This window comes from Cryobacterium sp. Y11, assembly GCF_002929535.1.
Taxonomy (GTDB): Bacteria; Actinomycetota; Actinomycetes; order Actinomycetales; family Microbacteriaceae; genus Cryobacterium.
Genome location: NZ_PJJO01000060.1, coordinates 263,436 through 283,981, shown reverse-complemented (window position 1 = coordinate 283,981; position 20,546 = coordinate 263,436). Strand labels below are relative to the sequence as shown.

20 protein-coding genes are annotated in these 20,546 nt (G+C 63.9%); 17 read left to right on the top strand and 3 right to left on the bottom strand.

All coding sequences use genetic code 11. From position 1 onward, the window contains the following. The first annotated feature begins 16 nt into the window (after nucleotides 1–16). The 6 genes from CXY75_RS16185 to CXY75_RS16160 all read left to right on the top strand — a co-directional run bounded on the left by CXY75_RS16185 (nucleotide 17) and on the right by CXY75_RS16160 (nucleotide 7,925). Nucleotides 17–982, top strand: a complete 966-nt coding sequence (locus CXY75_RS16185) for a MoxR family ATPase (RefSeq protein ID WP_104083813.1) — start codon at nucleotides 17–19, stop codon at nucleotides 980–982. A 151-nt stretch (nucleotides 983–1,133) separates the two neighbouring features. After that, nucleotides 1,134–2,402: a DUF58 domain-containing protein gene (locus CXY75_RS16180; RefSeq protein ID WP_158251234.1), complete on the top strand. Its 1,269-nt coding sequence runs from the start codon at nucleotides 1,134–1,136 to the stop codon at nucleotides 2,400–2,402. A 29-nt stretch (nucleotides 2,403–2,431) separates the two neighbouring features. Beyond that, nucleotides 2,432–5,026: a transglutaminase-like domain-containing protein gene (locus CXY75_RS16175; RefSeq protein WP_158251233.1), complete on the top strand. Its 2,595-nt coding sequence runs from the start codon at nucleotides 2,432–2,434 to the stop codon at nucleotides 5,024–5,026. A gap of 3 nt (nucleotides 5,027–5,029) precedes the next feature. Further along, the gene (locus CXY75_RS16170) at nucleotides 5,030–6,343 is read left to right on the top strand and encodes a DUF5684 domain-containing protein (protein WP_146069507.1); all 1,314 of its coding nucleotides are present in this window, start codon (nucleotides 5,030–5,032) and stop codon (nucleotides 6,341–6,343) included. A 3-nt stretch (nucleotides 6,344–6,346) separates the two neighbouring features. Continuing rightward, nucleotides 6,347–7,240, top strand: a complete 894-nt coding sequence (locus CXY75_RS16165; RefSeq protein WP_104083809.1) for a PP2C family serine/threonine-protein phosphatase — start codon at nucleotides 6,347–6,349, stop codon at nucleotides 7,238–7,240. Next, complete coding sequence (locus tag CXY75_RS16160; protein ID WP_158251232.1) at nucleotides 7,230–7,925, top strand: hypothetical protein; 696 nt, start codon at nucleotides 7,230–7,232, stop codon at nucleotides 7,923–7,925. The genes CXY75_RS16165 and CXY75_RS16160 overlap by 11 nt, the downstream gene beginning before the upstream one ends. A 158-nt stretch (nucleotides 7,926–8,083) precedes the next feature. On the opposite strand, the gene CXY75_RS16155 is transcribed toward CXY75_RS16160, so the two are convergent. Beyond that, nucleotides 8,084–8,758, bottom strand: coding sequence for an RES family NAD+ phosphorylase (locus tag CXY75_RS16155; RefSeq protein ID WP_104083807.1), 675 nt, complete (start codon nucleotides 8,756–8,758; stop codon nucleotides 8,084–8,086). Beyond that, nucleotides 8,748–9,125, bottom strand: a complete 378-nt coding sequence (locus CXY75_RS16150) for a hypothetical protein (protein WP_146069505.1) — start codon at nucleotides 9,123–9,125, stop codon at nucleotides 8,748–8,750. Before CXY75_RS16150 ends, CXY75_RS16155 begins: the two co-directional genes overlap by 11 nt. Before the next feature lie 263 nt (nucleotides 9,126–9,388). Here CXY75_RS16150 and CXY75_RS16145 point away from each other — a divergent pair, with 263 nt between their 5' ends. The 11 genes from CXY75_RS16145 (at nucleotide 9,389) to CXY75_RS16095 (ending at nucleotide 20,150) form a co-directional block, all read left to right on the top strand. Beyond that, a complete protein-coding gene (locus CXY75_RS16145) occupies nucleotides 9,389–11,110 on the top strand; it encodes a GspE/PulE family protein (protein WP_104083930.1) in 1,722 nt (573 codons plus the stop codon). A 32-nt stretch (nucleotides 11,111–11,142) separates the two neighbouring features. Then, on the top strand, nucleotides 11,143–12,399 hold the full coding sequence (locus tag CXY75_RS16140) for a type IV pilus twitching motility protein PilT (protein ID WP_304481713.1): 1,257 nt from the start codon (nucleotides 11,143–11,145) through the stop codon (nucleotides 12,397–12,399). Then, a complete protein-coding gene (locus tag CXY75_RS16135) occupies nucleotides 12,399–13,628 on the top strand; it encodes a type II secretion system F family protein (protein WP_158251231.1) in 1,230 nt (409 codons plus the stop codon). Before CXY75_RS16140 ends, CXY75_RS16135 begins: the two co-directional genes overlap by 1 nt. A 140-nt stretch (nucleotides 13,629–13,768) precedes the next feature. Then, nucleotides 13,769–14,224: a prepilin-type N-terminal cleavage/methylation domain-containing protein gene (locus CXY75_RS20825; protein WP_104083805.1), complete on the top strand. Its 456-nt coding sequence runs from the start codon at nucleotides 13,769–13,771 to the stop codon at nucleotides 14,222–14,224. 74 nt (nucleotides 14,225–14,298) lie between these two features. Next, nucleotides 14,299–14,685, top strand: a complete 387-nt coding sequence (locus tag CXY75_RS16125; RefSeq protein ID WP_104083804.1) for a prepilin-type N-terminal cleavage/methylation domain-containing protein — start codon at nucleotides 14,299–14,301, stop codon at nucleotides 14,683–14,685. After that, nucleotides 14,682–15,257, top strand: coding sequence for a type II secretion system protein J (locus CXY75_RS16120; protein ID WP_104083803.1), 576 nt, complete (start codon nucleotides 14,682–14,684; stop codon nucleotides 15,255–15,257). Before CXY75_RS16125 ends, CXY75_RS16120 begins: the two co-directional genes overlap by 4 nt. Further along, nucleotides 15,242–16,876, top strand: a complete 1,635-nt coding sequence (locus tag CXY75_RS16115; protein ID WP_104083802.1) for a polymer-forming cytoskeletal protein — start codon at nucleotides 15,242–15,244, stop codon at nucleotides 16,874–16,876. Before CXY75_RS16120 ends, CXY75_RS16115 begins: the two co-directional genes overlap by 16 nt. Further along, entirely contained in the window at nucleotides 16,873–17,715 is an 843-nt protein-coding gene (locus tag CXY75_RS16110; protein ID WP_199182482.1) for an A24 family peptidase, read from the top strand. The genes CXY75_RS16115 and CXY75_RS16110 overlap by 4 nt, the downstream gene beginning before the upstream one ends. A gap of 76 nt (nucleotides 17,716–17,791) precedes the next feature. Continuing rightward, nucleotides 17,792–18,844: a type IV pilus assembly protein PilM gene (gene pilM / locus CXY75_RS16105; RefSeq protein WP_104083801.1), complete on the top strand. Its 1,053-nt coding sequence runs from the start codon at nucleotides 17,792–17,794 to the stop codon at nucleotides 18,842–18,844. After that, entirely contained in the window at nucleotides 18,841–19,500 is a 660-nt protein-coding gene (locus tag CXY75_RS16100; protein WP_104083800.1) for a hypothetical protein, read from the top strand. Before pilM ends, CXY75_RS16100 begins: the two co-directional genes overlap by 4 nt. Before the next feature lie 2 nt (nucleotides 19,501–19,502). Further along, a complete protein-coding gene (locus CXY75_RS16095; protein ID WP_146069504.1) occupies nucleotides 19,503–20,150 on the top strand; it encodes a hypothetical protein in 648 nt (215 codons plus the stop codon). 139 nt (nucleotides 20,151–20,289) lie between these two features. Here CXY75_RS16095 and CXY75_RS19875 read toward each other — a convergent pair whose 3' ends face one another. Beyond that, nucleotides 20,290–20,454 (bottom strand): hypothetical protein, encoded by a 165-nt coding sequence (locus tag CXY75_RS19875; protein ID WP_158251230.1) that lies wholly within the window; start codon nucleotides 20,452–20,454, stop codon nucleotides 20,290–20,292. Nucleotides 20,455–20,546: the final 92 nt, after the last annotated feature.

Below are 20,546 nucleotides of genomic sequence, written 5' to 3'. Positions count from 1 at the left end.
TGAAAGAGCAACAGACATGACAATCACCCCCGAGCAGTCAGACTGGTTCTCCGCGACCTTCACCATGATGGTCGACAACGTGGAACGAGTCGTTCTCGGCAAGCGCCACGTCATTGAACTGGCATTCACCGCGATGGTCAGCGAGGGGCACTTATTGCTCGAGGACTATCCGGGCACCGGCAAGACCTCGCTGGCCCGCGCCATGTCACAGACCGTGCAGGGCGTATCCACTCGCATTCAGTTCACCCCCGATCTGCTGCCCGGCGACGTGACCGGAATCACCGTGTATGACCAGAAGACCGGTCAGTTCGAGTTTCACAGCGGACCGATCTTCGCCAATGTCGTGCTCGCCGACGAGATCAACCGGGCCAGCCCGAAAACACAATCGGCGCTGCTCGAAGCGATGGAAGAGGGCACCGTCACCATTGACGGCGTCACCCGAACCACCGGCGTGCCCTTTCTCGTTATCGCCACCCAGAACCCGATCGAGCAGGCCGGAACCTACCGGCTGCCCGAAGCCCAGCTCGACCGCTTCATGATGAAGGCGTCGCTCGGCTACCCCGACCTCGCCTCGACCATTCGTATTCTCGAGGGCACCGCCGAAGTGCGGCACGACCTCACCCCGGTCATCACCCCGCAGGCGCTCGTGAGCATGAGCGACATTGCCCGCAGCGTGTTTGTCAACCCGCTCATCTACGACTACATCGGCCGCCTGGTCGAGGCGACCCGCAACGCCCGCCAGGTGCGCATGGGCGTCAGCGTGCGTGGTGCCCGTGCTCTCACCAAGGCCACCAAGACCTGGGCCGTCGCGCACGGGCGCAGCTTCGTCACCCCCGACGACGTGAAGGCCCTGGCCGAGCAGGTGCTCGCACACCGGATGGTGCTCGATGCGGAGGCCGAGTTCGACGGCGTCACCGCGAGCGCCGTCATCGGCCAGATTCTGCTCGACGTGCTGCCGCCCAGTCGAAGCGATCTGGCGTGAGTTTTCAATTCCAGCAGAGTCGGCCGCGCACACCCAATATTGGGAGCGATCTGGCGTGAAGTTTCCCACCGAATCGCGGCGCATTAGCACCCAGACCAGGTCTGCAACGCATACCCGGTACAGCACTACGCACACGAGAAAGTCAACGTCGGTGACCCTCGTTGACGCCGTGGTGCTGGGGATGCGCCTGGCGCGATGGGTGCGAATCGGTGTGCGGGCATCCGCTGAGTGGGTCGGCGAAACGGTCACGCCGGCCGGTTGGGTCGTGGTGAGCGCGGCCGTCGTGCTGCTGCCGCTTGGTCTGGTGTTCGGCTGGACCGAACTGGTGGTGATCGGCTGGGTAGCGGTGGCACTCATCGCCATCTCGCTGCCGTTTTTGGCCGGCGGCCGTGCATACAGTGTCGACTTCGTTCTGCCCGTCGATCGGGTTGTCGCTGGCTCCGAGGTGATCGGCACGCTCGCCGTGACCAACGTGTCCAAGCGCCTCGAGTTGCCAGGCCGCGTTGACGTTCCCATCGGCAAGGGGCTCGCTGATGTCTACGTTCCGCTGTTGCGTGCCGGTCGCGTGCACGAGGAGCGCGTGATCGTTCCCGCGCACCGCCGCGGCATCATCGACGTTGGACCGGTCACGACGGTGCGCAGTGACCCGCTCGGCGTGCTCGGCCGTTCACGCACCTTGGCCGACGTGCACCGCCTGTTTGTGCACCCGGTGACGGTGTCAATTCCGAGCACGAGCGGCGGATTCGTGCGGGACCTCGAGGGCAACCCGACCAGCGACATCGTCGACTCCGATATCTCGTTTCACGCCATTCGCGAGTACGCGCCGGGCGATGGGCAGCGGCACATTCACTGGAAGTCCACCGCGAAGACCGGCACGCTCATGGTGCGGCAGTTCGAGGAGAGCCGCCGATCGCGACTGGCTATCGTGCTGAGCCTGCACCAGGCGGAATACGCCTCCGCCGAGGAATTCGAGATGGCTGTCAGCGCGGCAGGGTCGCTTGGCGTGCGGGCCATTCGCGACGGGCGCGACCTCGCCGTTGTGGCAAGCGTGGAGATCCCCGATATCGTGCGCGGCAGCATCCGTTCGGTTCGCAGTTTGAATGTCGTATCGACGCGTACCCTGCTCGACGACCTCACCGCGATCGAGACGAGTACCAGGGCCATGCGAGTCGAAGATGTCTGCGTGCTCGCCGCGCAGGTGGTGCCCGACATGTCAATCGCGTTCGTGGTGTGCGGTTCCACGCAGACGCCCCGGCAGCTGCAAGCGCTCACCCTGAAGTTCGCCGGCAACGCGCGGGTCGTCGCCGTCGTGTGCGACCCCACCGCCCTGCCAAGCTTTCGCGACCTCGCCGGCACGACCGTGCTGACCATTGGTGTGATCGACGACTTTCGTTCACTGCTGAACCGGCGGGCAGCATGAGTGCGCCTGCGCAAGGGCGCCGCCGGACCGTGCCGATCAACGCCGTGCTGATCAATGCCGTGCCGATCAACACCGTGCTGATCAACGCCCTGTTCGTGGCGCTGATGATGCTCGTCGCGGTGTGGGCGGCCTGGCCGATCTATGCGCACGTGAGCTACCTGATCATGGCGACGGGAGCCCTGGCGGCTGGCGGTGGGCTGGCCTGGCTCGGGCTGGCCAGGCGCTGGTCGTGGTTCACCCTGCTGCTCGCCGCCGGCGGCGCCTACCTGCTGCTCGGGGTTCCGCTCGCGGTTCCGACCGCCCTCGGCAGCGGATCGACGAGCGTGCAAGGTGTGCTCGGCGGGCTGCTCGATCTGGTCACTGCCACGGTGTTCAGCTGGAAAGAACTCGTCACCATTGCGGTGCCGGTTGGCTCGTATCAGAGCCTGCTCGTTCCCCCGTTCATCCTCTTTCTCGGCGGTAGCACCGCGGCGCTGTCCCTGGTGTGGCGCAGCCGCCGGCTCTACGCCCTGGCCGTTCCGCTGTTGTTTACCGTGCAACTGTTCGGGCTGGTGTTCGGATCGAGTGCCGAGAGCATTCCATTTCGTCTGCTTGGAATCAGTCTGCCGGCCCCGCGGGAGAGCCTGATCGGGCTGGCCGCACTGCTGCTCGGCTTTGGTTTTCTGGCCTGGCGCAGCCACCTCTGCCGCAGCGAGGCCCTGGCGTTGGCCGTGCGCAGCACCGGAGTGCGGCGCACCCGGCGCGGAGGCAGGGCTGGCGGCCTCGGCGGTCGTGTGCGCCGGGCAGCGCTCGCCGGCGGTGTACTGGTACTCGCCGTCGGCGTCACGCTTGGCGGACTCTCCGCTGTCGCAGCGACGCCGGAGCGCCAGGTACTGCGCAGCAGCATCGACCCCGCCGTTGAACTGCGCGAATATGTCAGTCCACTCAGCCAATACCGCAGCTATTTCAGTGCCGCACAGTACAACACCGAGCAGTTTCGCGTTTCTGCAGCGGATGCCGCTGGCGCCGCGCCGCGCGTGCGTCTCGCCGTGCTCAGCTACTACGACGGTGAGGCCTTTCGCATCGTCGATCCGAACGCCGACGCTGGCGACCGGACGTCCGCCTTTGCGCGGGTGCCATACACCCGGGGCGTCACGGCCGACAGCGTCACGACCACGTTTGAGATCGCCGGGTATTCCGGGGTGTGGATGCCGGGAGCGGGGGAGCTGTCGAGCATCCGCTTCGCCGGCGACCGCGCGGGGCGCCTGAATGACGGATTTTTCTACAACGCGGCGACGGCATCCGGTATCGCGTTGAATGCCCTGCAGAACGGTGACCGCTATTCGATCGTCTCGCTGCCAGTAACGGATGCGGCCGAGTTGGGCCGTCCCGCTGCGGAACCCGTGATCGATGCTGCGCTCATCCCGGTTAGCCTGGGCGATTGGGTCACCGCGCAGGAGGTGTCTAGCGACGCTGCCGGCCTTTCCGAACTGGTGACCCGGCTGCGCGAACGCGGCTATCTCAGCCATGCCCTGACCGCGCCCGCCGCCGATTCGTGGACCGCAGATCTTAGCGACTACCAGTTTTCGCCGAGCCTGTCTGGGCACTCGGTCTCCCGCATCGACGACCTGTTCACCGCGCTGCTCGAGAAGCAGAACAGCACGACGGCCACCGACAACGCCCAGCTGGTCGCGGCGGTCGGCGACGACGAACAGTTTGCCGTCGCCGCGGCGCTGCTGGCCCGCTACCTGGGATTCGATTCGCGCGTCGTCGTGGGATTCACCCTTGATCAGGCGGCATCCGGTGCCTGTGTCGACGGCGTCTGCTCCGGTAAGAACCTCGCGGCCTGGGTTGAAGTGGCCGGGACTGACGGCGCCTGGGTCACGGTCGACGCCACACCGCAATTTCAGAGCCCGATCTCCCCGATCGACGACGCGACCCGCGACCCGCAGTACAACACCGAGGTCATTGCCGAGGGCGCCACCGAACAACGCGCGCCAGACGCCAACCCGACCAACGGCGAAGACCAGCAGGAGCAGGAGCCGGTCACCGACCCCGATCTTGGCTGGTTGTTCACAGCACTCACGATCGGCGGCGTCAGCCTGGCCGCGCTGCTCGCCCTGAGCACGCCGTTTCTGGTCATTCTCGGCGCCAAACTCAAACGCCGGCATGACAGGGCCGGGGCCGCCGACGTGTCGGCCCGATTCGCCGGAGGCTGGGACGAATACGTCGACGCTGCGCTCGACCGCGGCCTCGCCGACCAGGGCGGCCTGACCCGGGTTGAGATAGCGACGCAGTACCGGTCGCCCGGTGGCGGCGTGCTCGCCGCGTTGGCCGACCGGGCCGTGTTCGGGCCCGTGCCGCCGACCATCAGCGAGAGCGACGCCTTCTGGGCGCTCGTCGCCGCCGAACGTGCCAGCTTCGCCGCGAGCGGCACACGCCGCGAACGACTGCGGGCCGCGCTCTCGTTGCGCTCTTTCTCACGACTAGCGGATGCCGGCCGGCTGTTATCGGCGCGGCAACGCTCGGTTAGGCGCAGCATCGCGGGGTGCGAGTCTTCTCGATACGACCTGAACACCACGAGCCCGGAACATTCGGGCACCAGCAGAATGGGGGAGCGACCGCGTCAGCGCGGGAGCAAATAACACATGGACCAAGAATTTGGGGCGGAGATCACTCTTGGAGTGGTTGCCGGGCTGATTGGCATCGGCGGGTACGTGTTCACGTCGATCGCACTCGCAAAAATCTTCGTCAAGCTCGGTGAGCAGCCCTGGAAGGGCTGGGTGCCGATCGTCAACACCATCACGCTGTTTGAACTCGGTCGGTACTCAGCGCTCTGGGTGATCGGCCTGTTCATTCCGGCCCTGAACCTGATTGCTCTGGTGGTCTTTGTGTTGGCCGTTCACAATGTGAATCGACGTCTGGGCCACGGGGGCGGCTTGACGGCATTGTGCCTGTTCGGCTACCCGATCTGGGCCGGGGTGCTCGGGTTCGGCCGGTCCGTTGATACCGGCTGGCTACCAGCCGTTGCCGCGACCGGGTACGTTCCGTTTGCGGTGCCGACGCCACTGATGAGCGCGGGGGCTCCGGGAGTGGTGGCGGCGGCGACACGAGCGGCGGTGTCGGAATCCGTTGCGCCGGTACGCGTACCCGTTCCTGCTACGCCAGCACGCGACGTGCCGGCGCCGGTATCCGTTCCTGCTACGCCAGCACCGGACGTGCCAGCGGGGCCGGTGCCCGTGCCCGTGCCAGCGCCGAAGCCAGCAGTGCAGACGCCACCGCCCGTGGTGCAAGCGCCTCCGGCCCCGCCCATTGCTCCGCCTGTGCTGACCGTGGCTCCGCCTGTACCGACCGTGGCTCCGCCTGTACCGACCGTGGCTCGGCCGGTGCCGACCGTCGTGTCGACACCGCTCGCATCGACCACTGCTCCGCTGGTGCCGACCATGGAGAGTGCGCCGCCCGTGCCACGCGGCCTCCCCACCGGGCCGCCGCCGTTTTACGTGAGCTCGGCGCCGCCGCCCGCCGCTGTAGCCCCTCCCTCGCCCGCAGCCCCACCGGTCGTTGCGGCACCACCCGCCGCCGATGACGACCTCGACGACCTCGACGAAACCATGATCGTGGTTCGCCGCATTAGGCCATGGACGCTCGAAACCGAACACGGCGTGAGAATCTCGCTAACCAAACCGGTCGTGCTGCTCGGGCGCAACCCGATGCGCGGCAGCGCACATCCCAATTCGCAGTTGGTCGTGCTGCAGGACCCGGACAAGACGGTCTCAAAGACGCACGCACGGCTCGATTTCGTAGATGGTGCCTGGGGAATTCGCGACCTCAACTCGACCAACGGCGTCGTTCTCATCGACAACGGCGGCGACGAGAACGAGCTGGCGAGCGGCGCAAGCGCTGCCCTGACCGAGCGCTTTCTGCTCGGCGAACTCGCCGCCCGCATCTACCTGGAGGCCTGAATCATGGCCGCCGTAGAACACGCCACGAGCGCGCAGGTCTCCCTGCAGGTGGGATCTCGCACCGATGTCGGGCGCAAACGGGAGCACAACGAAGACAGCCTGCTGGCCGACTCCCCGGTCTTCATCGTGGCCGACGGCATGGGCGGACTCGAGGCCGGCCAGCGCGCCAGCGCTGCCGTCGTCGCCGAATTTCAGGGCGGCGTCGCTGGCAGCGGAACTGGCACGAGTACTGGCGCCGGTATCGGTGCCGACGACGTGGTGGCCGCGGTCGAACGCGCTCACGCGGCGGCCCGCGCGGTGTCGGAGTCGACCGCGCGTGGAGCAGGCAGCACCCTGACCGGCGTCGTGCTAATCGATCATGACGATGCGCCGCACTGGCTGATCATCAACGTCGGCGACTCGCGGGTGTACCGCTTGCATCGCGGCGAACTGACCCAGCTCACGGTCGACCATTCCCTCGCGCAGGAGCTCATCGACGAAGGAACTTTACTGAAAGCGGATGTCGCCACCTTCTCCCGCAAGAACGTGATCACCCGGGCCATGGGCTCTGACCAAAGCCCGCCGGACTACTGGTTGCGCCCGGTGGTGACCGGCGAGCGGCTGCTGGTCTGCTCCGACGGCCTCAGCGGGGAGCTCTCCGACGAGAGCATCAAGGCTGGGCTGACTCTCGGCGGTACCACCCAGCAGACGGCGGACCTGTTGGTGGCCCGTGCCCTTGAGCACGGCGGCCGCGACAACATCTCGGTGATCGTCATCGACGTCACGGCTGGGGGAGTGACCTCGTGGAACGGAGTCGCGATCGACGACGACGCAGCGAACGTAATGGATACCTGCACCGACGACACTCGACCGCTGCAACGGCGTGCTCATGCGAAAGCCGGGCCCCGTGCGGACTGACGACTCCGATGCAAACGACGAGACGCGCATCGTGCGTCGCCGAACCCCGCGGCACGTCGCCAACGCGACGGGCGACCCGGCCGACGACGACGATCAAGCTGACGACGATCAAGCTGACGACGACAGCACGGTAATCGTTCGGCGTGGCACCGCTCCCGACACCGACGTCACAACCAACTCCGACGAAACCAACGTCGAGGACACCCGTCTGGTGCCGCGCCGAGCCCGAGCCGGTCGCCCGCCCGCCGCCCCGGTCACGGCCCCTGCTTCCCCGGCAACTCCAGAACCAGACGACGAGGCGACCGTGCGCTCGGCGCGGGGCAACGCGACCTCCGACACCCAACTCGGCAGCCGGCGGGCCACCCTTCCCGTGCTGCCGCCCCCGGTCGATGCCCTGCAGCGCCGGTATGAGCCGCCGCAGGTGCAGAGCGGCAGGAGCGAGCGCTACCCGGCCAGGCCGGCCCCGGAAATTGTCATCCGACCACAGTCCACAGCCGGGTCGGAGCCGACCGTTCCCGATCCGGCCCGGATCGCTCTCGCCGAGGCCGCGGCGAAGATTCGTCAACGGGCTGCAGCAGCGAGCCGCCGTCGTCGCCGGATCACGCTGCGCCTGATTATCGCGAGCACCCTGCTCGTGCTGATCGCGGTTGCCGCGTTCACCGTCTGGGCCCTGGCCAGCAGGTGAGCATCCGCTGATCAAACCGAATCATGACCGAGGCTCAGCGCCCTGCTCTGGTTATTGATCGGGCCGCCCGACTGCTCGGGGGTCAGCCTCTTCCCCGTATTGCTACGATCTTCAGCCGCCTGCGCCGTCACAGATTGACCGCTAGCCCCTGATCGAAACTATGGAATGGTCATGCCGAAGAGTTCGATCACATTCCTGAGCGCCGGATTTGTCGGATCCACCGGGACTGAGGAGCGCAGTTCAACGGGTGTGCCGTCGAAGATGGCCCAGCATTCGAAGTTGCCAAGGCGAGAAACGTAGCGGATGCCTGCGTAGAGCGGGTGTGCGTGTTCGTCGGTGCGGGAGTAGAGCCAGCTGGCGATTGCGCGCGTGAGGAGCCGATTGGGACCGCGTATGGCCGCGACGTCCAGGTTGTGTAACCCCTGATGGAGGAGAACTGTTGGGGCATGCTCGGTGAGGTAGGCGTGGGTGGTTGGAGATTCGAGGTCAACGAAAGGGAGTGATCCCATCACGTCGAAGATCCGCAGTCTGCGAGTGGTGAGCCAGGCCGTCGGCACCTGCCCGGGCAGTACTCGGCCGGGTTCTGGCGTGAGTTGGGAGAATGCTCCGACCATTGATGCTCGTGGCCGGAAACCGGCCAGTGTCTCGGCGAAGCCGCCTTCGGCGGTTGTCGCACCGTAGAGAACACCAGCGCCGGGGATATCGAATCGGTTTCCGGCGCGGTCATTCATGACATCGACGGGGTTGAGTAGGGAGAAGCGCAGAGCGGGGTCGGTGCGTTCAACTCGCCAGAGTGGGGAGGGGGCGAGGACCAGGGCGAGTTTAACCGGCATTGACGAATGCGCGTGCGGCAGCCATCACGTCACGGACTCGGCCTTCGGCGATGAGTTCTGCGGGTGCCGCGTCGTCGAGTTGTGGATTCATTCCGATGAACCATGCCCGCACGACTTCGTTCGGGTCGACGTCGGTCAGGAGTTGGACAACTTGGAATGTGTCACGCAGCAGCCGCTGTTCCTGCAGGGGAGGCTTCGCCTCGCCGGCTACCCATCGTGAGACCTGGCGTGGAGTCTTGCCCGTGATGATCGCCACGACATCGCGTCCCAGAACCTCTTGCAGGCGCGCCACAATCGCCGTCGATGCTAACTCCACCGATGCCTTGTGCGCAGATCGTCCCAGTGGGCGCATTGCCAAATTTGTCATGCACTCAGCGTATCAAGCAGACACCAGAAAAGGCAGGTACTTGGCAGGTAATAGTCACCTGATAAGAAACTGACGGTGAGGGTGTGTAGGGTCTGGCTCGCGAAAAGCGGAGCAGACGCACGCTGCCCACTCTGCTCAGCACCCCCGAAGGAGCGCCCCATAAATTGGGGCTGTCCAGCTGATTCGCCCGCGAGTTAACCTGAGAGCCTACTCGTGTGCCGGTATCCGGCGCGGCATCGACGTGGTACCTGGGGAGCGCGTACGTGCCAAGTTTGACCGAAATTCTCATCGTGCACGGTCTGCTTCCTATCGAACGGCTCGACGCGGTGAGCTCCGGCGACCGGGCCGATGAAGCGTCCGTGCGCGGGCTGGTTACAGCCGGCACCATCAGCGAGTTGCAGTTCGCCAAGGCGCGCGCCGAGCAGAAGAACCTGCCGTTCGTTGAGCTGCTCGACTATCCGGTTGACCGGCTTGCCGTTGCCAAGGTTCCGGCCGCCGTCTGCCGTCGAGCCCAGGTGCTGCCGATCGCGTTCGAAGGCGGTCGTCTGGTGGTGGCCATGGTCAACCCCGGCGATGTGTTCGCCGTCGACGACGTGCGCGAGGCGTCGCGCATGCGGGTCACCCCGGTCGTGGTGGAACCGGCTGACCTACAGGCCGCCATCATCCGCTTTCACCGCGCCGACAACGAACTGATCGACCTCAGCTCCACACTGACGGCCGAAATCGACGACGCCGACGAGAACGTCAGCCCCACCGAAACGGATGACGCCGCCCCGATTGTGCGGTTCGTCAACCTGTTGGTCAGCCAGGCGATTCAGGACAAGGCCAGCGATATCCATATCGAACCCGGCGAAGACGGCGTGCGGGTGCGGTACCGCATCGACGGCGTGCTGCACGAGATGCAGAAGGCGCCGTCGACGATTGCCGGCGGAGTCACCTCCCGCATCAAAATTATGAGTGACCTCGATATTGCCGAGCGGCGCAAACCGCAGGACGGGCGCATGTCGGTGCACCACAACGGCCGAACGGTCGATCTGCGGGTGGCCATTCTGCCCACGGTCTGGGGTGAGAAGGTCGTGCTGCGCATTCTCGATAACGCCACGTCGAGCATGAGCATGAACGGTCTCAACCTGCTCACCGACAACTTCAACGAGTTCGAGATGGCATACACCAAGCCGTACGGCATGATCCTCGTCACCGGCCCAACCGGTTCGGGCAAATCGACCACGCTATACACGACTCTGCACGCCATCTCTCGGCCCGAAATCAACGTGATCACGGTCGAGGACCCGGTGGAATATCGCATGCCGGGGGTGAATCAGGTGCAGGTGAATCGCAAGGCTGGCCTCACCTTCGCTGTTGCGCTGCGTTCCATTCTGCGTTCAGACCCCGACGTGGTGCTGCTCGGCGAGATTCGCGATAAGGAGACGGCGAAGATTGCGATCGAGGCCTCCCTCACCGGTCACCTCGTGCTGTCTACCCTGCACACCAACGATGCGCCGAGCGCCATGACCCGACTGATCGAAATGGGTGTCGAACCGTTTCTGGTCGGTTCTGCTCTCGACTGTGTTGTGGCCCAGCGCCTCGCCCGACGGCTGTGTGACCGCTGCAAGGTTCCCGACAACCGTACCGACCTGTCCTATCTCGGTTTTGTGGTCAACCCGACGGTCGGGTACGTCTCGAACCGGTCAACGATCAGGCCCGAAATTGGTCCGGCCATCGACCCCACCACCACCGGCACCATCATCTACAAGCCGGCCGGATGCTCCAGCTGCTCCAACACAGGTTTTCGCGGTCGACTCGGCATTCACGAGGTCATGACGGTCTCCGAAGAGATCGAGCGCCTCACCGTCGCCCGTGCCTCGAGCGCGCAAATTGGAGCCGCCGCCCGCAAACAGGGCATGATCACCATGCGCGAAGACGGCTGGGCCAAGGTTGCGCTCGGACTGACCTCCGTTGATGAGGTGCTCCGTGTTGTCTCTTAGAACCGTCGGCGCTGCCCAGTGAATGCACTCGCATGAGTCAGCCAGATTTTGACCAGATGCCCACCGACCGGATGCCCACCGGCGACGGCTTTGCAGACCCCACCCCACCGGCTCGCATTCTGCACGCCATGCGCACCGTGTCCACCGATTTCGACCCGGACTTGCTCGCTGCCTTGCGCCTGCTCACGGTGGAAGGAGGCTCCGACCTGCACGTCGCCGGCGGCGCGCCGCCGAGCGTGCGTATCGACGGAGCGTTGCGGCCCATCGTCGGGTGGCCGCGCTGGTCGCCGGACAAGGTCGCAGCGGCTCTCGATAGCATCCTCTCGCCGGGGCAGCGGGAGGAATTTGCTCGCGAGCTCGAACTCGACTTCGCTTACACGATCGAGTCGAGTCGGTTTCGGGTCAATTTCTATCAGCAGCGTGGCTCCGTCAGTGGCGCCTTTCGGCTGATCCCGAATGAGATCAGGTCGCTGGCCGAACTGGGGGTTCCGGCATCCGTTTCGCGGTTTGCGCATTTGCCGCGAGGTCTCGTACTCGTCACCGGCCCGACCGGTTCGGGCAAAACCACCACGCTCGCGGCCATCATCGACCTCGTCAACAGCACCCGTACCGACCACATTGTTACGGTAGAAGACCCGATTGAGTTCGTGCACGAGTCCAAGAAGTGCGTGATCAGCCAGCGCGAGGTCGGGCAGGACACGCACAGCTTCGCCGCGGCGCTCAAGCACGTGCTACGGCAGGACCCCGACGTTATTCTCATTGGCGAGCTGCGCGACCTCGAAACCATTTCGGTTGCCCTGACCGCCGCCGAAACCGGCCACCTGGTTTTCTCGACCCTGCACACGCAGGATGCCGCCCAGACCATCGACCGCATGATCGACGTCTTTCCCGCGCACCAGCAAGCCCAGGTGCGAGCGCAACTTGCCGTGACCCTGCGCGGGGTGCTCTGTCAGACCCTGGTGCGCAAGGTCGGCGGTGGACGCGTGGTGGCGACCGAGATCCTCGTTTCAACGCCCGCCATCGCCAACCTGATACGGGAGGGCAAGACCCATCAGATCGGTTCAGCGCTGCAATCGGGACGCACCCTCGGCATGCACACCATGGACCAGCACCTCGCCGAGTTGGTCGAGTCCCGGGCGATCACCAGACAGGCGGCGGAAGAGAAGGCCCAGGACGTTGAGGTGCTCAAGCAACTCGTGCGCACGATTGACCCGACCGACCCGTCGCTGGGCGACCTGAGCCTGGCCGAGATTGACTTCAACGACTCGTTCTCGCCGAGGAGGCGCTAATGGCCGCTGAACTCTCCTTCGCCTACTCCGGTCGGGATGCCGACGACAAGGTCGTCAAGGGTCGACTGGATGCCGGTTCGGAGCGTGCCGCCCTGCAACAGCTGCGCACCATGGGCCTCTCGCCCATTTCGATCGTTCCGGCACGCCCGATTCGCGGCCTCAATATGGACCTGCGCCTGCCCGGCTACACGAAGCCGGTCGGGCTCGCCGATCTGGCCGTCATGAGTCGCCAGATGGCGACCATGACCGCGGCCGGCCTGTCACTGTTACGCACCCTGATCATTCTCTCGGAGCAGACCCAGAACCGCCGGCTCGCACAGGTGCTCTCGGTCATTCGCAGCGACGTCGAAACGGGCATGTCGCTCTCGCATGCCTTCGACAAGCACGACGAGGTCTTCCCTCCCATCATGATCAACCTCGTTCGCGCCGGTGAGATCGGCGGTTTTCTCGAAGATTCTCTCAATTCCATCGCCGACAACTTCGAGACCGAGGTGCGCCTCAAGGACACGATCAAGTCGGCACTGGCCTACCCGATGATCGTGATGATCATGGCGGTACTCGCTGTCATCGGCATGCTCATCTTCATCGTGCCGGTGTTTGACGACATGTTCGCCCAGCTCGGTGGTGAGCTGCCCTACGTTACCCAAGTGCTGGTGTACCTCTCCAATGTCATGTTGTGGGTCGGCCCGATGCTCATCGTTGGCGGTGTAGCGGCATGGATCTGGTGGGGCAAGAACCGCCACACCGAGCGGGTGCGTCACGTCGTCGATCCGCTCAAACTGAAGCTGCCGGTCTTCGGGCCGCTGCTCGCCAAGCTCGCGATCGCCCGGTTCACTCGCAATTTCGCGACCATGATCGGTGCCGGCGTGCCCATTTTGAGCTCGCTCAAGATCGTAGGGGAGACCTCGGGCAACTGGGTTATCGAAGAAGCGCTGCAGAAGGTGCAGGAATCGGTCAGTCGCGGCCGGTCCATTGCCGCCCCACTCGCGCTTGAACCGGTCTTTCCGGCCATGGTCACCCAGATGATCGCGGTGGGAGAGGATGCCGGCGCGCTCGAGCAGATGCTGAGCAAAATCGCTGACTTCTACGACCAAGAAGTGCACGCAACGACCAAACAACTTACGGCCTTGATTGAACCCCTGATGATCGCCTTTATCGGCCTCGTAGTAGGAGGGATGGTCGTGGCGCTGTATCTGCCCATGTTCAACGTTTTTGACTATGTGAAGTAGTCCACCCCAGTTAGGGTTTCACTCCCTCTGGGGGTAGGCCACTCGTCAAAAACGACGCGCTTCGCCGGAGGTAGAACCTAGGTTGAAATGCGAGCAGCTGCATCACCCTTTTCCCCACACACTTACGCAAAGGACCCGCCATGCACCACTGCACATCCCGCCTCCGCAGTAAACACTCAAGCCTCGGTCGCACGGACAAGGGCTTCACGCTGATCGAGCTTCTCGTCGTCGTGGTCATCCTCGGCGTCCTCGCCGCCATCGCCGTTCCGATCTATTTGAACCAGCAGGACGGCGCCAAGAATTCCGCCGTGGCGGCGCAGTTGACCCAGGCCAAGACCGCGATCGCGGTTGCAGTGGCCGAGGGGGCGTCAATGACGGCTGCTGTCAAAAAGCTCACTGAAGGAACTCTAGATACTTATTCACCGAGCACCGACATCACCGTTGACGTGACCGCGAAAACCAAGACGAGCAATGGCACCGCAGCGAGCGGAACTACCGCAGCGGTCCCGGCCACCTTCAGTCTCACGGGTATTTGGGTGGGCAGCACCACGCACACGTACGTCATCACGCAATCGACGGCAGCGACGAAGCCGTAAGCAAGTGACGGGAGCCAACTCAAGAGTGTTCTAACCACCTTGCGTGCACAGAGGTTAAGAGAAAATACGACGAGATGATCAGGTCTCTCCCCGCCGCGCCCCGCATCAACGATTCCGGCTTCGGAATCGTTGAGGTCATCGTCTCGATGTTCTTGCTCAGCCTGATGGCCATGGCATTTCTGCCGGTGCTCGTACAGGCTCTGCAGGTGTCTCGGGTGAACGCGTCGATCGCCACGGCTACGCAGCTGCTCAGCGCCGACCTCGACCGCGCCCGACACTCAGCTGCGTCCTGTGCTTCCGGCGATGTGAACATCAACGAGGGCCCATTCACAGTCATTGGCGTATGGGGTCCGTGTGTCGGCGACTTTCCCTTGGCATTGTCGTACTCGAGCACTGTCAAGAATGCCGAGACCAACAAGGTTCTTGCCGATGCGGTCACACTCATTCTGGTAACAGAGTGAGTGAGCCGCTTTCGACCGGCCCCAAGGGTGCCGAGGCCGGTTTCACCTTGGTCGAATTGATCGTCTACATCAGTCTCTCGGTCTTGATCCTCTCCCTCGTCGGAGGCTTTCTGCTCAACGGGGTGCGCGCCGAGCGCGGCGTAACCTCCGCTGCACAGGCCGCGAACACCGCGCAGCTAATCGCCGAGTCGATCAAACGAGACGTGCGAAATGCCACCGAGGTCAACGTGAGTGATAACCACAACTTGCTCGTCGTCAAGACGGTTGGAATGGGAGAAGTGCCCGACTCAACCTGCGGGGCCTGGTTCTTCGATGAGGAAACGCAAGCCATCTATGCCAAGAAGGCGGGAGCGAAGTCCGAGCCGATGACCGACGACCTGCTGGCCAGCTGGACAGCGCAGGGCCAGGGAATCAGCCGGATCAACCCCACCGAGCCAGTCGGTGTCTTTACCGCCGTGGACGGCTCGGTCAGCTTGTCGTTCACCGTCAGCGGAGTCCCACCGGTCGTCGTGAAGACCTCCGTGACAGCACGACTACTAATCGACACCGAGGGAACATGTTTCGCAGACTGAGTCGAGAGAGCGGTGAACGCGGCAGCGCCCTCATGGCCGTCATTGGCGTGATGGCGGTCCTCTTGATCATCACGCTCACCGTAACCTCGTCATCCCTGCAAGCCCTGACCATCACCACGTCAACCCGCGCCGGCGTGCAGGCCCAAGCCGCAGCCGAGGCCGGCATTGCCTTTGCCATGACGCATTTGGGCTCTGCGGAAGCCTGCCCGCAGGTACCGATGAAGTCGACCATTGCACCAATTTTCACGGCGAGCATTGTCTACCTTTCGGCGGACGATTCCGAGGTCGATTGTGCTATAGCCGTGCGGCTGAAGATTGTCTCGACCGGCACCGCCGCGAACCCCGGTCAGGCCACCACCTCGACCGCAGACACTCGCACCATGGAAGGTCTCTTTGAATTTAGTGCAGAGGGCACCGAGACGCCGTCCTCGGACGCGGCCATTTATTCATATTCCGGGGGGTCCTTCGACCATTCCTCCAAACTCTCAGCGGCAGACGGCTCCGTGCCAGTGGTCCAAATTCGAACCAGGGACCCGTCCTGCGCAGACGACGACGACTCCAGCAAGGTCTACAGCCCCACATTTGATCTGGTCATCGCCGACGGCGGGATGTCGGTCGACGGTTCGTGTGAGCTCTCGGCAAATGTTTGGGCATCCGGGGACGTGGTGCTGAACTCATCGGTTGAGATATCGGGAAATCTGGTCGCGAAAACTCTCCTCGCGGACAGCAGCGTTGTAATCCACGGGAGCGTGTGGACGACCGGCGCGGTAAGACTAAAGTCGTCGGTCAACATTCTCGGCTCGACGACCGCGGGGAGCATCCGTTTGGAGAGTAGTGCAGTGATTCATAAGAATGTCTGGTCGGCCGCAAATACGACTCTTGAAGGTGGATCGTCCACCATTCTGGGGGACCTTTCCACGACGACGTTCACGGGCGAGGAGACGGATGTCAAAGGCCAGATTAGCTATGACGGAACCGTGACTGCTCCCGCAGTACCGGCTGCGCCCGTTGTTTCCGACTGGGTTAGCGTCGGTCAGTCCGAGAGTGAGTGGTCGGCGTTCAACAAGTTCGCCATAACCCCAAAGACCGACGGTAAGTGCACCACCACCGAGGTGAAAACGGCGCTCGAGGGTGTCACCGAACCGACAGTTCTCGACGCACTCGCCTGCAAGATGGGATTGACTCTCGACGAGGCTTTACTGTTACCGAACGATCTTGTGATCCTGGCTAAAGGCTTCGATCTCCAAGCGTCCATGGAGACAGCGACGTCGGCCGACACCCGAACCCTGTGGCTCATAACGCCCAACGACTTCGACATTAGCGGCATCGGAAATGGGTCTTGTAACGGCAACGCCGACGGCAAACTCGCCCATTCATTAATTGGAAAGAACGTCTTGGGCGACCGGGTCACAGCCATGATCTACTCTCCGTGCGAGATTACGCTGGGCGAGGGTGCCTCCTGGCGCGGCCAGCTCTACGGCGGGTCGGTGAACATTCTGAAAAACTCAACGCTTGAGTATGCGTACGTAGGATTGCCAGGCGACGGCAACTTCGCGTCCGATGGTAACGATACTGGACTGGGTAAACAATTGTCGGTACGAGACAGGAACGCCAAGTGATTAGTGCAGTGGCCGTGATCGCGGCCCTGTTCGGCCTACTGATTGGCTCGTTTCTCAACGTCGTCATTTATCGGATTCCGGCGGGCAAGTCCATCGTGTCGCCGCCGAGCGCCTGCGGGAGCTGTGGCGCGCGCATCCGCTCGTATGACAACATTCCCGTGCTGTCGTGGTTGCTGCTGCGGGGCAAATGCCGGGACTGTGGTGCCGCCTTTTCGGTGCGCTACCCGTTAGTGGAGCTGGGCACCGGCGTGTTTTTCGCGATCGTCACACTGTGGGTGTTCCCGGGCCAGGTCGCCGGCGATGGAGCCGCCCTCGCATGGACCCGCCCCCTCCTGGCTCAGATCATCGTGCTCGTCGCGTTCTTGTACCTTGCAGCTGTGAGCGTAGCGCTGGCCATGATCGACATTGACACTCACACCCTGCCCAACAGAATTCTGTTGCCGGCCTATCCGGTGGCGGCCGTGCTACTGACAGCCGCTGCGCTCGCAGCGGGAGAGCCGGGCCGTCTGTTGACCGCGCTCATCGGTGCGGCAGCCCTCTTCGGCCTCTACCTGGCGCTGGCCCTGATCAGCCCGGGCGGCATGGGCCTTGGCGATGTGAAACTCGCCGGGGTGCTCGGCCTCTACCTCGGGTGGCTGGGTTGGGCCCCGCTCGTCGTCGGCGCGTTTGGGGCTTTTCTACTCGGCGGACTTTTCGGTATCGGGCTGCTCGTGACCCGCAAGGCCGGGCGGCGCAGCAGCATTCCATTCGGCCCGTGGATGCTCCTGGGCGCCTGGCTCGGTGCATTCTTCGGAGAGCGGATAGCCGCCGGGTACCTGACTCTGTTCGGCCTGATCTAGGCGCTGCGCGCCCGCACAAGCTGGACCATCCACTCACCATCACCGTGCACACTCACATTTCACCGGGGGAACAACAATGACGACACGTGTGGTCGGAATCGATATCGGCACCACCGCCGTGCGAGCCGTCGAGGTGCGCGACGCCGAAACGGACAACCCTGTGCTGTTGCGATGCCTCGAACAACCGCTGCCGTTCGGCGCCGTCAGCCGCGGCGAGGTGCTCGAACCGGCCGTCGTCGGCGCTGCCCTCAAGCGACTCTGGTCGACGGGTGGATTCACGAGCAAAGAGGTGGTTCTGGGCATGGGCTATCACCGCATGGTGGTGCGAAACCTCACCGTGCCCTCGATGTCGCTTCGACGCATCCGCGAGTCGCTGCCCTTTCAGGTTCAAGACCTGTTGTCGTTTCCGACTGCTGACGCGCTACTCGACTTCTACCCCATCAAGGAGGTCGAAACCGAGGGCGAGTCGGAGCCGCAGATCTCCGGGCTGTTGATTGCCTCGACGAAAGACGTCGTGCAGGCACACATTAAGGCTGCCAAATTGGCCGGTCTGCGCACCCTCAACGTTGACATCATGGCGTTTGCGCGCAGCCGCGCCATTCACCGCGGAGTGACCGATCCCGGCGTGATCGTGCAGATCGACATCGGTGGCGGGTCGTCGAGCGTGCTCATCTCGTCCCAGGGGGTGCCCCAGTTTGTGAGGGTCATCCCCTCCGGCGGTAACCAGCTCACCAAGGCTCTGCGGGTGCGGCTCGGCATCGACGAGGCCGCTGCGGAGGCGCTCAAGACAAAGCTCGGCCTGTCGAAGGTGGTGGCACCGCACGACGCGATCGCGGCCACGGTCATTCGCGAGGTCACGGCCGAACTGCTCGAAAGCCTGCGCACTACCATGTCGTACTTCACGAACAATTGGCCGGAGCTGCCGATCGATCGCATCGTGCTCATGGGGGGTGGCGCGCGGCTCGCCGGCTTTTCCGGTGCCCTGCACGTTCGCACTGGTTTTCCGGTGGCACAGGCCGATCCGTTTGCGGGTTTAGAGCTCGGGCCCGACGTGAACGAGGCCCAACTGCGCGACTCGGAGTGCACCTTCGTCGCCGCGCTCGGCCTGGCCCTGGGGAGTAAACCATGAAACACGGCAGCAACCGACGCGAGGTCATTTTCGGTGGCCAGCCGCGAGCCAACCTGCTGCCGCCCGAGCTCACGGCTAAGCGGCAGGGCAGGATGTTGCGGCATCTTATTCTTGCCGTGTCCGCTGGCGTTGCGCTTTTCATGGCGGCGTGGATTGGCGCCGTCTCCCTGCACGCGGGGGTCGCCCAAGGTGACCTCGCTGACGCAGAGGCGCGCACCAACGAACTCTTGCTGGAGTCTGCCAAGTATTCGCAAGTGCGCACTGTGCAGGCCCAAATCGACCTGACGACCGCTGCTCGACAGGTCGGTGCCGAAACCGAAATTGACTGGCGTACCTACCTAGCCGCAGTGCGGGCGAGCATACCCAGCGGAGCCACCATCGATGCAGTCTCGATTGATTCCGGCTCGCCGTGGGAGGAATACGCCCAGAGTACCGTTGCCCTGCACAACCCGCGCGTTGCCACACTCACCCTGAGTCTGACCAGTCCGACACTGCCGACCGTGCCGCAATGGCTGACCGATCTGAAGATGCTTCCCGGGTTCGCCGACGCCAGCCCCGGTTCAATCACTCGTTCAGAATCCGGTAGCTACGTCGTCGACATTGAAATCAACATCAACGCGGATGCGCGCGCGAATCGCATCGCCGGGGGGAACTGAGCGTGAATCGGAATCGAATCTTCGGTGGGGGAATGGCGCTTACCGTGGGTGCCATCGTGATCCTGGGCGGACTTCTCGGGGTTGCACCGAAGCTTGAAGAAGTTCGTGTGGTGACCGCCCACCGTGAGGTGGTTGAGTCGCAAAACGACGAGTATGTGCTCGCCCTGACGGCCCTCAAACAGCAGTTTGACGGCATCGCAGAGTTGCGCAGTTACCTCGTCACCCTGCAGACTGCAGTCCCGCCGGACGCGGCCATTCCCGCGTTCGTCAGTCAGCTCGAGGTCATTGCTCGTCAGAACAACGTGACCCTGGATGCGCTGACGTTCGGCGACGCGGTCACCTACCAATCCGACGAGGAGGTGACTCCGCCGACCGACGCTGCGCCAGAGCCAGCTGACTCGGATGCCGCCGCTGCTGACACCAGTCCATTCAGCGACGGGACCTACCTGGGGCTACCCATCGCGCTGTCGGTTCAGGGAGCGCAGAGCAACCTGCTTGACTTCGTTGCCGGTCTGCAGCACGGCCAGCGCACCGTGTCGATCTCCACGCTGGTGACCGAAGGGTCCGCAGGCACAGACGACATGGACCTGGCGATAACGGGAATGATCTACGTGCTGCTGGATGCGAACCAAATAGCCCTCACCGAATAGCCCGAACGGGTTTCAGGTCGCCCCGTCTCGCCGGTCGAGGCCTGCCAGTTCAGTGATCTCGATCACTCGCAAGCTCGCGCCTCGATCAGCGAGTCCGCCAAATCGGTCCCTAACCAACTCAGACCCCCAGATTGCGGGACTACCAGGCGACCGGCCCTGTCATCAGCGTTGCGCCTTGAGTAGACCTCGGCGAATACGACTTACCCTCTCCGTGCTGGCCCACCGCGGGCATCACCCCACCCTCACCGCCCTCATCGACCGCGTCAACAGCACACGGGCTGACCATGACGCTGCAGGGCGTCATTTGTCAGGTCCTCGTCATCTCGGCGACCCGTGTCGGGCGGGTTGTGGCCACCGAGATTCTTGTGACGACTCCGGCCGTTGCCAGTCTCATTC

What these genes read in the sequence shown, in the direction of transcription:
- CXY75_RS16170 (WP_146069507.1), top strand. Translation starts at nt 5,030, where the DNA reads ATGGACCAAGAATTTGGGGCGGAGATCACTCTTGGAGTGGTTGCCGGG.
- CXY75_RS16125 (WP_104083804.1), top strand. Translation starts at nt 14,299, where the DNA reads ATGATCAGGTCTCTCCCCGCCGCGCCCCGCATCAACGATTCCGGCTTC.
- CXY75_RS16100 (WP_104083800.1), top strand. Translation starts at nt 18,841, where the DNA reads ATGAAACACGGCAGCAACCGACGCGAGGTCATTTTCGGTGGCCAGCCG.
- CXY75_RS16135 (WP_158251231.1), top strand. Translation starts at nt 12,399, where the DNA reads ATGGCCGCTGAACTCTCCTTCGCCTACTCCGGTCGGGATGCCGACGAC.
- CXY75_RS16115 (WP_104083802.1), top strand. Translation starts at nt 15,242, where the DNA reads ATGTTTCGCAGACTGAGTCGAGAGAGCGGTGAACGCGGCAGCGCCCTC.
- CXY75_RS16185 (WP_104083813.1), top strand. Translation starts at nt 17, where the DNA reads ATGACAATCACCCCCGAGCAGTCAGACTGGTTCTCCGCGACCTTCACC.
- CXY75_RS16165 (WP_104083809.1), top strand. Translation starts at nt 6,347, where the DNA reads ATGGCCGCCGTAGAACACGCCACGAGCGCGCAGGTCTCCCTGCAGGTG.
- CXY75_RS16155 (WP_104083807.1), bottom strand. Translation starts at nt 8,758, where the DNA reads ATGCCGGTTAAACTCGCCCTGGTCCTCGCCCCCTCCCCACTCTGGCGA.
- CXY75_RS19875 (WP_158251230.1), bottom strand. Translation starts at nt 20,454, where the DNA reads ATGACGCCCTGCAGCGTCATGGTCAGCCCGTGTGCTGTTGACGCGGTC.
- CXY75_RS20825 (WP_104083805.1), top strand. Translation starts at nt 13,769, where the DNA reads ATGCACCACTGCACATCCCGCCTCCGCAGTAAACACTCAAGCCTCGGT.
- pilM (WP_104083801.1), top strand. Translation starts at nt 17,792, where the DNA reads ATGACGACACGTGTGGTCGGAATCGATATCGGCACCACCGCCGTGCGA.
- CXY75_RS16140 (WP_304481713.1), top strand. Translation starts at nt 11,143, where the DNA reads ATGAGTCAGCCAGATTTTGACCAGATGCCCACCGACCGGATGCCCACC.
- CXY75_RS16150 (WP_146069505.1), bottom strand. Translation starts at nt 9,125, where the DNA reads ATGACAAATTTGGCAATGCGCCCACTGGGACGATCTGCGCACAAGGCA.